This is a genomic window from Clostridium cellulovorans 743B (assembly GCF_000145275.1).
GTDB classification, from domain to species: Bacteria; Bacillota; Clostridia; order Clostridiales; family Clostridiaceae; genus Clostridium_K; species Clostridium_K cellulovorans.
On sequence record NC_014393.1, the window covers coordinates 801,083 to 814,596 of the forward strand.

At 32.6% G+C, this 13,514-nt stretch carries 6 protein-coding genes; 5 read left to right on the forward strand and 1 reads right to left on the reverse strand.

Going from position 1 to position 13,514, the window contains the following annotated elements:
• Window positions 1–188 precede the first annotated feature (188 nt).
• Window positions 189–872: a hypothetical protein gene (locus CLOCEL_RS03300; protein WP_010074808.1), complete on the reverse strand. Its 684-nt coding sequence runs from the start codon at window positions 870–872 to the stop codon at window positions 189–191.
• A 352-nt stretch (window positions 873–1,224) separates the two neighbouring features.
• Here CLOCEL_RS03300 and CLOCEL_RS03305 point away from each other — a divergent pair, with 352 nt between their 5' ends.
• The 5 genes from CLOCEL_RS03305 (at window position 1,225) to CLOCEL_RS03320 (ending at window position 13,460) form a co-directional block, all read left to right on the forward strand.
• The gene (locus tag CLOCEL_RS03305) at window positions 1,225–2,181 is read left to right on the forward strand and encodes a D-2-hydroxyacid dehydrogenase (RefSeq protein WP_013291604.1); all 957 of its coding nucleotides are present in this window, start codon (window positions 1,225–1,227) and stop codon (window positions 2,179–2,181) included.
• 154 nt (window positions 2,182–2,335) lie between these two features.
• Window positions 2,336–4,312 carry a GTP-binding protein gene (locus CLOCEL_RS03310; RefSeq protein ID WP_010074806.1) on the forward strand — a complete coding sequence of 659 codons (1,977 nt, stop codon included), beginning with the start codon at window positions 2,336–2,338 and terminating at the stop codon, window positions 4,310–4,312.
• Window positions 4,313–4,421: 109 nt separating this feature from the next.
• On the forward strand, window positions 4,422–4,568 hold the full coding sequence (locus CLOCEL_RS03315; protein ID WP_010074805.1) for a hypothetical protein: 147 nt from the start codon (window positions 4,422–4,424) through the stop codon (window positions 4,566–4,568).
• Window positions 4,569–4,667: 99 nt separating this feature from the next.
• Window positions 4,668–4,838, forward strand: a complete 171-nt coding sequence (locus CLOCEL_RS22690; RefSeq protein WP_010074804.1) for a hypothetical protein — start codon at window positions 4,668–4,670, stop codon at window positions 4,836–4,838.
• 111 nt (window positions 4,839–4,949) lie between these two features.
• Complete coding sequence (locus CLOCEL_RS03320) at window positions 4,950–13,460, forward strand: GH36-type glycosyl hydrolase domain-containing protein (protein WP_013291606.1); 8,511 nt, start codon at window positions 4,950–4,952, stop codon at window positions 13,458–13,460.
• The last annotated feature ends 54 nt before the right edge of the window (window positions 13,461–13,514 follow it).

The following is a 13,514-nucleotide window of genomic DNA, read 5'->3' on the forward strand; positions in this document are numbered from 1 at the left end:
TTTATGTATTATATTAACTAAAATGGTTATAAAAACGCAGATTTTCGTGAAATAAAAAGTAATTTAAAAGGGATTTACCTCATTTTATGATGAAATGTTTTCTTGAAAAAACAAACATAAGTGAGGAAATCCCATAAAGTTTTTAACACATAAGCAAGGTTATATTCCTTTGTAAGAAATCTAAATAATTAGATCTTTAAATCTTGCCAAGTTCCTAATTTTGTTCTAACTTCATTAATCCGTTGCCATCTTCCAAAACGTGTTCTGCGCTGGTATTCTATTTCTACCCAAACTGTGTTGTTTTGTATCCAAGCTGTAAATTTAATTCTATTTCTTGGGGAGGTCCGGAACATAGTCTGGACTCTTGTATTATTTCTGTTAATAATAAGTCTTCTTGGAGGAAGTCCATCAACTCTAGGTATGATTTCTATCATACATTCATGAATTGTATATTTTACAGATACATTACCTATAGATGTTTCACCTGAAGTAATATATTTGCCTTTCCCGCCTGTGATTTGGCAATCTTTTGAGCCTCCAGGGGTTCCGTTATCCTTTGGCAACACCTGTAAACCTGCTATCTCGTCAAGAAGATATGATAAATTACCATAGCTTACACCAGTTCGATCACTAATGATATTTTTTAGCTCTACTCGATTAGTATTAGGATTATATTCTCCAACTGTTGCGGTTATAGTACCAACTATATTTGGGACAGTTGTTCTGATCCTTCTTCCTTTTAGTCTATTAACTTCAGGTAATGTAAGTGCGTATGTTGGTCTATAGAGTCTGTAATAGGGAAACTTAGAAATAGGCAAGTTAACAATTTTTCTACGAAGCCTGGCTATTATATTTTTCTTGGATTTAAGCATAAATTATTAGCCCTCCAAATAATCTCTATACTTTATATTACTCAGTAAAATGATTATTGGTATCTTTATTAATATAAAAGTAATATATATTATTCAAAATAATATATATATCCTGATTAAAAATTTACATTGTTTTTATCAAGATGATATGAATTAAATGTGTAAACATTATTGGAACTTATATATAAATTAGAAAAAACTAAATTTCTTAAAGAATATAGGTTAAAATAGAGTTATTAGATGAAATTAGATAAGTGGTATTTGATTGCTTAAAAATATAAATAGAAGATTTACATAAGGAAGGAGAAGTAGTGAGTATAACTTGAATTTCAATGCTCATGAAATTTTAAATATGAAAATTGTTGTTTTAGATGGAAAAGTTTTAAATCCTGGAGATTTAAGTTGGGATGGATTAAAAGCATTAGGAGATGTTACTATTTACGATAGAACTTCTAAAGAAGAAATGTTAACTCGTTGTGAGAGTGCAGATATTTTAATTACAAATAAGACACCTATAAGAAAAGAGATATTAGAGAAACTTCCAACACTAAAATATATTGGGGTTTTGGCTACAGGGTATAATATCGTTGATGTAGAGTATGCTACGTCTAAAAATATTATAGTAACAAATATTCCAGCTTATAGTACAGATTCTGTAGTACAACTTATTTTCGCATTGTTGCTTGAACTTTGTCATTCTGTACAAAAGCATAGTGATTTGGTGAAGGAAGAATGTTGGGTAAAATGCTCTGATTTCGCCTTCTGGAGATTCCCGTTGGTGGAACTTGCAGGAAAGACAATGGGTATAATAGGCTTTGGTAGTATAGGAATAGCTACGGCAAAGGTTGCTAATGCTTTTGGTATGAAGGTCATGGTTTATACTAGAACGATAAAGGAAGAATTCAAAGAATTAGTAACCTTTTGTTCAAAAGAAGAACTGTTCACAAATTCTGACGTTATTTCCCTAAGTGCACCTTTAACAAAGGAGACAGAGGGAATAGTAAATAAAAAGTATCTTTCAATGATGAAGAAAACAGCTTTTTTAATCAATACTTCAAGAGGACCATTAGTTATAGAACAGGATTTAGCTAATGCATTGAATAATGGAGATATAGCTGCAGCGGCAGTAGATGTTCTATCAAAGGAACCGCCAACAAAAGATAATCCATTACTTACAGTTAAAAACATAATAATAACACCACATATAGCCTGGGCCACCTTTGAAGCAAGAAAGAGACTTATGAATATTGCTATAGACAATGTAAGAAAATTTTTAGAAGGTAACCCTGTAAATGTGGTTAAGGAATAATTAAAGATTAGAGGCTAATTAAATGCAGATCTTCTGATTAAAAAACCTACATTGATTTATCAATGGTATAAGAATTTAATGTAGGAATATTATAGAGATTATATATAAAGTTAATGGAGAGTAACTATTTTTAATAACGAGCGAGGAGTATTCTATGAGAAAGGAAAAAAACATCAGAAATATAGGGATATTGGCCCATGTAGATGCTGGAAAAACTACAATTACAGAAAATATGCTTTTTAAAAGTGGTGTAATTAGAAGTCTTGGAGCTGTAGACAAAGGCACTACACGCACCGATAATTTAGATATAGAAAGACAAAGAGGAATCTCTGTAAAAGCTTCAGCAGTTAATTTCATTTGGCGAGACACCGAGATAAACTTAATAGATACACCAGGGCACGCTGATTTTTCTGCTGAGGTAGAAAGAGCATTAGGTGTTCTTGATGGAGCAGTGCTTATTATATCAGCTGTAGAAGGAGTCCAGCCACAAACAAAAGTATACTTTGATGCTTTAAAGGCTATGAAAATCCCTACATTAATAGTAATAAATAAGATAGATAGAATAGGTGCTGATATAGACAGAGTGATTAAAGATATAAACATGCAACTTACAGAGAAAGTAGCACCAATACAATGTATTGAAGGAGAAAATACTAAAGATCCAGTGATTAAGGGGATTAGTACGACGGATTTTAAAGATAGTGTCTATATGGAAGAAGCTATTACAAAGCTTTCTGAGTACGATGAATCCTTGCTAGAAGCTTATTTAGAAGATGAAGAGATTGGTGATAATAGAATTACTGAAGCTTTAGCAAAAATTACCGGGCAAGGTGATTTTTATCCTATTCTTTTTGCCTCAGGTATAAGGAATGTAGGTATTGAAGAGTTGATGGATAGTGTCGTTAAATTATTTCCACCACTAGTGGTTGATGAAGAAGGTGACTTATCTGCTATTGTATATAAAGTTGAACATCACAAGGTTTTAGGCAAGATTGCTTACGTGAGAATGTTTCAAGGTTCATTAGAAAACAGAACCTTGGTTCATAATGTTACGAAAGATGTGGAAGAAAAAGTAGCACAAATAAAAAAAATTAGTGGTTATAAGGAAGTTGATTGCACAAAACTTACCGCTGGAGACATTGGCATCATTTCTGGGTTATCTAAAATATCTATCGGAGATATCTTAGGAAGTGAAGAAAATATACCTTTTGTTCCTAATATAGCGAAACCGTTATTGACCCTTCAAATTTTTCCTAAGCAAAAGGGAAAATATATGGAGCTTGTACAAGCTGTTGAGATTCTTGAAGAGGAAGATCCTCTTTTGAACTTCCAATGGATAAAAGAAAAAAATGAGCTGCATATTCAAATTATGGGCATGATACAGGTTGAAATTTTAGAGGCTATCTTACTTGAAAGATTTAATATAGTAGTAGAATTTGGAGAACCTTCAGTAATCTATAAAGAAACTCCTGCTTCTTCAGGTTATGGTCATTGCAGATATACTATGCCAAAGCCATGCTGGGCTGTGACTCGGTTTAAGATAGAGCCAGCAGAAACAGGATCAGGACTTAGTTATAAGTCAGAGGTTAGGAAAGAAGATATAAAAGAGAAATATCAAAGGGAAGTAGAACGGCAATTACCTATAACTCTGAAGCAAGGGATTTATGGTTGGGAGGTAATAGATCTAAAAGTCACTTTAGTCGAAGGTGAAGATCATGTTATGCACAGCAATCCAGGAGATTTCTTGATTGCTACAGCTATGGGAATAATGAATGGACTAGCAACTGTAAAGACTACTTTATTAGAACCAGTGCTTAATTTTAAGATAATTGTGCCTGAAGAGGTTGGTGGGAAGCTTCTAGGTGATATAGTTGAAATGAGAGGTACCTTTGATACTCCTATTATAGAAGCAGGAACCTTCAATGTAGAGGGGCAACTTCCAGTGGCAACATCCTTAGATTATCCTGTTAAATTGGGTATAATATCTAGCGGAAAAGGAATTATGATTACAAGATTTTCTGGATATAAACCTATTCCTTTAGAATTAGGAGCTACAAGAGAACGGGTTGGAGTAAATCCTTTAGATAGAGAAAAGTATATTTTATTTTCGAGAAATGCTATAAGATTATAAATTGAAATAAATGGAATTTTGTTGAAGATATTTCATAGTATACGTTGTACCTTTTAACGCATAATAACATTGTATTTCTGATTAATTAAAAGTTGAAAGGATGACAAAAATGAAAAATAAGGAAAACAAAAGAAATAGAAATGAAGATTGCAAACGGAATAACAACAATTTAGAGGTGGCAGAAGAAATAGCAATTGATAGAGATTGCAGAGATAATAGGGAAGAGAAATGTAGAAAAAAGAATAGAGAACGATAATAGCTACAAAGTTAAATACTATAAAGAATAAATTTATAGTATAAAAACTTCAAAACTACACATAATACTATTGAAGCTTAAGAAGAGAAGGTGGTTGTGTTGGAGGATTCAAAAGCACGTTTATTTAATCATCGAGATGCTAAAAAGCAGAGTGAGAAAATAAAGAGGGAGTTATCTAAGGTCAATCTTGAGGTAGGTGAAGATCTATCAGAAAGTGATCGTAAGAAGAGAAAACCCTATCAGGGCTTTCCAATTAACCAAAAACGATAATTAAGCTTCAGAAGCCTGTGGGTAAAATACTCACAGGCTTTTAAATATTTTTAAATATTTTTTAAAAAGTTTGCTAATACTAGAATAGTGACTTAGAAGAAAGGAAGTGGAATGATGGATAGATTAGAAAATCACGCTCTTGATATATCCCAAAACTTCTCGGAAACAAAGGAAGCTAACAGCAAACAAGCGATAAGAAAGCTATTAGACGAAAGTTATAAAGAAATAATCAAAGGCTATGAATATATTGATAAAGATGTTAGAGATAAAAAAGAGGTTATCCCTGCTTCTCAATGGTTGCTAGATAATCTTTATCTTATAGAAAAAGAGTATAAGGATATTAAGTTTAAGACACCAAACTTTTTTTATAAAAGGCTTCCTGTACTCACGAAGGGGGAACTAGCTGGTTTCCCAAGAGTTTATCAAATAGCAGCGAGTATAGTTGCTTATACAGAAGGAAAGATATGCAAAGGTTCTATAGAATCTTTTATAAATGCATATCAAGAGATAACTACTTTAACATCCTGTGAACTTTGGGCTTTGCCAATTATGCTAAAAGTAGCTCTAATTAAAAATATAAGCATTGTTACAAGGCAAATGGCTTTTGCTCAAAAAGAAAAAAAGATAGGAGATTCTATTGCTGATGAATTAGTAATATATAGTGACGATGAAGAAAGAATAAATAAAACTTTAAACTCAATTGATATAGAAAATCCTCTTTCATCTCACTTTATAGAGCGGGTTTTAAAGACTTTAAGGGATAATGGCTGTGAAAATCCGAGAATATACAAATGGTTTGATGAAGCATTGGATAGACAGGGTGATAATGCAGAAAGAATGATATTGATAGATCATCAAAAACAAGGATATTTTCAGCTTACTTTAGATAATTCTATAAGTGGAATAAGAGAGATCTCATCTATAAGTTGGAGTGCTTTCTTTGAAGAATTTAGCTTTGTAGAAAAATTGCTTAGGGCAGATCCAGCAGGTGTTTATAAGAAAATGGATTTTGATACAAGGGATTATTATAGGCATAAAGTTGAATGCTATTCTAGAAAATTCAAGGTATCTGAAACTTACATAGCTAAGCAACTTTTAGAATGTGCAGGAAATGAGACTGAGGAGCATAAAAGACATATCGGTTATTATCTTATAGACGAAGGTATAGCTTGCCTGAAAAAAGAGGTAAATTATAAAGATAAGTGGGTAGATATAATAAGAAGTCACTTAAGAAAAAACAATGCCACTTATTATATATTCACTATTGTATTAGGTACTATACTTTTAGAACTGTTAATTATGCTTTCTACTTACAGGAATGATAGTAATGTGATTATATGGAAATATATTATAGCTATATTGGTTATTCTTATTCCTTGTTCAGAAATAGTAAATGCAATTCTAAATTGGAGTATTAATAACCTTATACAAAGAAGATTTGTACCTAAGATGAATTTAGAAGATGGAATTCCTGATGAGGATAAAACAATCGTAGTTATTCCAACTATTATAGATTCTGAAAAGAGAGCTGAAGAATTAGCAAGACATATGGAAACTTATTATCTAGCCAATGAAGATAAAAATCTATATTTTGCTATTTTGGGAGATTATGTGGACTACAAATCCGAGCATAAGGATAACGATGAACAGATAAAAAATGCTGCTCTTGATGCAATCCATAGGTTAAATAAAAAGTATGCATCTATAAAAGAACAAAGGTTTTTTTACTTAAATAGAAAACGACAATATAATGAAAAAGAAAAATTGTGGTTAGGATGGGAAAGAAAACGTGGTAAACTAATGGAATTTCTTGACTTACTAAAAGGAAATGAAAAGGTTAGTTATAATGTCATTAGCGGAAATCTTTCAAATCTCAGGAAGTCAAAATATATAATAACTTTAGATGCAGACACTCAATTACCGATGGATACTGCAAAAAGGTTAATAGGTGCAATGAGCCATGTACTTAATAGGCCTGTAATGGATAAAGGTGGAAAGCAAGTTTTAAGGGGTTATGGGTTAATGCAACCTAGAATAAATATTAGTGCAATCAGTGCTAATAAAACCATGTTTGCTAGGATATTTTCTGGAGATATTGGAATAGATACTTATACCATGGCTATATCAGATGTGTATCATGATAGTTTTGGAGAAGGTATTTTTACGGGTAAAGGAATTTTTGACATAGATACTTTTCATAGTATATTAAATGATGCTTTTCCGGAAAATGCAATTTTAAGTCATGACCTTATTGAAGGTTCCTTTGTTAGATGCGCTTTAGTCAGTGATATTGCTTGTATTGATGGCTATCCTGCTTATTATATTGCTTCAATTAAGAGATTGCATAGATGGGTAAGAGGTGATTGGCAGTTATTACCATGGATCTTCAAAAAATCAGTGCTAAATGGATTATCAAGATGGAAGATGATAGATAATTTAAGAAGAAGTTTAATTTCACCATCTTTAATAATATTGGTGATGCTATCTTTTCAGGTGCTTCCATTAAATAATGAGTTGTGGCTTGCCATAGCAATTATAGCATTAATTACACCTCTGCTCTTTGATGTGTCTGAGGCTATAGTAGCACCTATCAAAGGGATTAGTTTGTCAGGTAAAATATCTCAAGGCAAAAATGTAATAGAGCAAGTATTCTTGATATTTTTGTTCTTGCCTTATAATGGCTATATTATGTTACATGCTATCATAACAACTTTATATAGACTTTTTATATCTAAGAGGAATCTTCTTGAATGGCAAACTGCTGCTGATGCAGAAGCTAAAAGCGGAAAAACCTTAAAGAGCTACATTCAATACATGTGGCAAGGAAGCCTAATTGGATTGATTATTGGAATTTTAGCATTTAAACATGATATATATGCTGGTGCTTGGGCGATGCCGTCAGTGTTATTATGGATAATAAGTCCATATGTGGCTTACTTAATTAGTCGTGATAACTTAAAGGAAACTGTAGAATTTAGTGAAAGTGAAAGAATATTTATAAGAAAAGTTGCTAGAAAAACTTATGGCTATTTTGAAGATTTTGTAGGTGAGGAAACAAACTATTTAGCACCGGATAATTATCAAGAAGATCCTTATGTAGGAGTAGCTCCAAGAACTTCTCCTACCAATATCGGAATGGGACTCACTGCTCTTATTTCTGCCCATGACTTGGGATATATAGATATATTTAATTTCACTAATAAATTTGAAAAAATAATAGACACTATGGAGAACTTAGAAAAATATAAGGGGCATTTTTATAATTGGTATGATACACAGAACAGGAAACCATTATGTCCCAAATATGTATCTACTGTGGATAGTGGAAATTTATTAAGTTATCTTTGGCTTATACAATCTACTTTCAAGGATTACTTAAATAAGCCCATTTTAGATTCAACTCTTAACGAAGGGCTCAAAGATATTATGAATTTAGTAGAAGAAGAGTTAGGATCTTCTTTGAAAAATAAAGATTTCTTTACAAATATAAAGGCTGGAATGGATATTACGGAGTTTAATATTATTACCTTTAGAGGAGCATTAAGAAAAATTGCTGATGCTGTAAGGGAAATTGATAATTTAGTAGCTAGCGAGAATTTAGAGTCCTATTGGCTCCAGAAGTTAAAAAATTCTCTAAAGGAACATAGAAAAGCATTAGATAATTTATTTCCTTGGCTTGAAACTGTAGAAGGTGATTTGCCTACATATGAGAAAATATTAGAGCCACTAAATAATTTAGGCAGTAGTATCCTATTGAAAGATGTGCCAGCAGCTTCTGAAAAATTGATTGAAAATCTTAAGAAGGGTAAGTTCAACTTAAAGGATAAAAAGACAAATAGTATTTTGATGGAAGGAATAGAAAAAGGAAATAGATCGATTACAGCTTTAATGTTAAGCTTAAAAACTCTTTCTTCTGCATGTAGGAAATTTGGAAATGACATGGATTTTCACATGCTTTTTGATAAGGGCAGAATGCTTTTTTCTATTGGTTATAATGTTGAGCATGATAAACTAGATAACTCTTTTTATGATCTGTTGGCATCAGAATCAAGAGCTACCAGTTTTATAGCTGTTGCAAAAGGAGATGTGCCTCAACATCATTGGTTTAAGCTTGGAAGAGCCATTACTTTGATGGATGGTAAGAGAAAAGGCTTGGTATCTTGGAGCGGAACTATGTTTGAATATATGATGCCGTTGTTGATTATGAAAAGCTATCCAGATACTCTCTTAAGCAATACTTATATTTCAGTAATAGAAGGGCAAAAGGACTATGGAAAGAAAAAAACAGTACCATGGGGGATATCAGAATCAGCGTTCTATTATTTTGATACTTTAAAAAACTATCAATATAAAGCTCATGGAGTACCAGGTATAGGTGTTAAGAGAGGACTTAGAGATGAACTTGTAATTTCTCCATATTCAACTATCATGGCTATGCAATTAGATTTAAGAAGTGGGTTAGAAAACTTGAAAGAGTTATCTAAGGAAGGTCTTGAAGGAAAGTATGGTTATTATGAAGCTATAGATTACACTAAAGAAAGATTGCCTCAGGGAATGAATAAGGCTATAGTAAAGAATTTTATGGTTCACCATCAAGGCATGAGCCTAATGGCACTAAATAATATACTTAATAAGAATATCTTCCAAGAGAGATTTCATCGTATTCCAAGAGTAAGGGCTACAGAACTATTACTCCAAGAAAGAATGCCAAAGCAAGTAGTTTACGATAGAGAAGTTAAGCTAGATACATCAGAGATAACTATAGATAAATCAAATATAATCCTTAGGAAATTTTCAACTCCAAAAACTCCGCAACCAGAAGTTGTTTTATTATCCAATGGCTTCTATTCAACTATGTTGACTACTAGTGGAAGTGGTTACAGTAAGGTTCAGGATATGATGCTTTATAGATGGCGGGAAGATATGACAATAAATGAAAGTGGTATGTTTATCTATATAAAGGATGTTAACGAGAATAAATTTTGGAGTGCAACATATCAACCAACAAAGAAAGAGCCTGATGAATATAAGGTTGTTTTTGCTTTGGATAGTGCTGTATTTTCTAGAACTGATGATAAGATTTTGACAGAGACGAAAATAGCAGTATCTAGTGAAGATAATGTTGAAGTTAGAGAAGTTTTCATAACTAATAGGAGCAATAAAGAAAAAACAATAGAGGTAACTAGCTACAGCGAGGTAACCTTAGCAACATATAGTGCCGATGCAGTTCATCCTGCTTTTAGCAATCTGTTCATTGGTACTGAGTTTGATGAGGAATTAAGTTGTGTTTATGCAAATAGAAGAGCAAGGGCTAAGGGTCAAATGGTTCCATGGATGATGCAGAATATAATTGTAGAAGATAAAGCACATGGAATGATTCAATTTGAAACTTCAAGAGAAAATTTTATAGGAAGAAATAGAGATTTATCTGAACCAGAGGCTATGGTAAGTGATTCAAAGCTTAAAAATTCAGAAGGTGCAGTTTTAGACCCTATAATTAGCTTAAGAAGAAGAATAAAACTAAAACCAGATGAAAGTTGTAAAGTTTATTTTGTAACGGCAACTGGTTGCGATAAGGAAGAAATTGTGACTCTTGCTAGAAAGTATAAGGAGGTTAATCATATAACAAATGTCTTTAGTCTAGCGAAAACTCACAGTGACATGGAATTAAAATACCTAGGTATCAAGTATCCACAAGCAAATTTATATCAATTTATGGCGTCTAGAATTTTATTCTTAAGTGATAACCTTAAAGATAGAGAAAATTATATTAGAGGAATAAAACTAGGGCAGCAAGCGTTATGGGCATATGGTATATCAGGAGATTTACCTATATTATTGTTAAAGGTCTATAAAATTGTTGATAAGGGACTTGTAAAACAAGTACTTAAGGTTCATGAGTATTGGTCTATGAAAGGCTTGAAGGTTGATTTAATAATTTTAGATATGGAAGAGAGTTCTTATGCAAAGACTGTTGCTACGTATATAAGAGATACCATAGCTTCTAGTCATGTAAGAGAGAGAAAAAATAAACCAGGTGGAGTATTCTTTTACGATAGAGGGATGATACCAGAACAAATTATTGAGTTGCTTATGGGAATTTCTAGATTGGTTATTGATGCAAATAATGGACTTTTAATAAATCAAATAAGATTTACTGAAAAGCCTGTAGAACTTGAAAAGCTTCCAGTATTAAAGGAGAAAAAGTACAATTATCAGGATACAGAAATAAAACTTCCAAAACTGGAGTTCTATAATGAATATGGAGGCTTTGATGAAGAAAATAATGAATATGTAATAAGTCTTAAGGATGGAAAGAAAACTCCAGCACCTTGGATTAATGTTATTTCAAATGAATCCTTTGGTCATCATGTATCGGAGATAGGAGTTTCTTATACTTGGCATAAAAATAGTAGGGAGAATAAACTTACTCCTTGGAACAATGATTGGATTCGAGATACACCTGGAGAAATTCTTTATCTTAGAGATGAATATACCGGTGATATTTGGAATATCAATGCAAGTCCAATAAGGGATGAAAAACAATATTTAGTTCGCCATGGCTTTGGATATTCTTCTTTTGAACATGATCATATTGGAATCTACGGTAAAATGACTTTGTTTACTCCAAGAGGAGAAAACTTAAAAATTATATCAGTAAAGCTAAAGAATAATAGTGATGAGAAAAGAAAAATATCCTTAACGTACTATGCACAGATGGTCATGGGGGTAATTCCAGAGAAAACTTCTGGTCAAATAGTAACTTCACTGATGGATAAATGCATAACGGCGGAAAATCCTTATAGTCAAAGTTTCAATGGACTATATACTTATTTAACTATTGTTGGTGGAAGCAGTCTTTCATATTGTGGTAGCAGAAAAGAATTTTTAGGTAGAGAAGGTAAGTTAAAGGAGCCAGAAGCTCTTAAGTATAAAAATTTATCAAACAAGGTTGGTGGAGGTATCGACCCATGTTTAAGCTGTCAAAGTAAGATAGAAATAGAACCATCACAGGAAGTTGAACTTTTAGTATTACTTGGTGAAGACGATGAAAAACAAAAAATAGAATCTATAATAAAGAAATACAGTAAAGTAAAGAAAGCAGAAGAAGCGCTTAAGGAAGTTAAGGATTTCTGGATTGATTTACTTCAAACCATTAAAGTTAAAACACCAGATAAGGCAATGGACTTAATGCTAAATGGTTGGTTTATGTATCAAGATATAGCATGTAGGGTATGGTCTAGAACTGCCTTCTATCAATCAGGTGGGGCATATGGCTTCAGGGATCAGTTGCAAGATGTAATGAGTCTTAGCTATTTAAGACCAGAGATAACAAGAAAGCAAATAGAATATTCCTCAACTAGACAGTTCTTAGAAGGAGATGTTCAGCATTGGTGGCATCCAGTAGTAGATAGTGGTATAAGAACTAGATTTTCTGATGACTTGTTATGGCTACCATTTGTTGTTGCTGACTATATAAAGAATACAGGAGATTATTCTGTATTGGATGAAATGACACCATATCTTGAAGATGAACCATTAAGTGATGGTGAAGATGAAAGATATACTATATCTAAAGTCAGTGAAGTAAGTGGTTCCATTTACGAACATTGTTTAAAAGCTATAGAAAGAGGCTTAAGACTTGGGGAGCATAACATACCTTTAATGGGAAGTGGAGATTGGAATGATGGTATGAGTACTGTCGGTAATGAAGGTAAAGGTGAAAGTGTATGGCTTGGATGGTTCTTATACAGCATCTTGAAGGATTTCACAAAGATTGCGGAATTCAGAGGTGATGGTGAAAAATCAAACTACTTCGCAAACTCTGCTGAAGAATTAAGAAAGAATATGGAGAAGCATGCTTGGGACGGAAGATGGTACAGAAGAGCGTACTTTGATGATGGAACAGCATTGGGCTCTATTGAAAATGATGAATGTCAGATTGATTCTTTAGCTCAAAGCTGGGGTGTAATCTCTGGCGGGGCTTCAAAAACTCGTGCTATAGAGGCAATGAAGTCTATGGAAGATCGACTAGTTTTAGAAGATAAAAACATGATTTTATTGTTTACTCCTCCTTTTGATAAATCAAAGCTTGAACCAGGATATATCAAAGGTTATGTAAAGGGCGTAAGAGAAAATGGAGGACAGTATACTCATGGATCTACTTGGGTAATTCTAGCGTATGCAATGCTTGGAGATCAGGAAAAAGCATATAAAGCATTTAATATGCTTAATCCTATAAGTCATACAAGATCACATTTAGATTGTCAATTATATAAGGTAGAACCTTATGTAGTAGTAGCAGATGTTTATTCTGCAGATGGCAACTATGGAAGAGGTGGTTGGAGTTGGTATACAGGAAGTGCTGGATGGATGTATAGAGCTGGAATTGATGGTATACTTGGACTTAAATTGAATTATGGAAAAGGATTTAAAGTAGAGCCATGTATTCCAGAAAGTTGGGATGGTTTTGAGATCACATATAAAAAAGATGGAGCAGTTTATCATATAAAGGTGGAGAGAAGTGAATCTAAGGCTATAATTTTAAATGATAAACCAATAACAGAAGATTTTATTCCTTATCAGAAGCCAGGAGAATACAAGGTAAAAGTTTATATATAAATTAAGAACTAGGATTTAAAAGTTTATAGATAAGGATTTCTAGTTAATTTAATC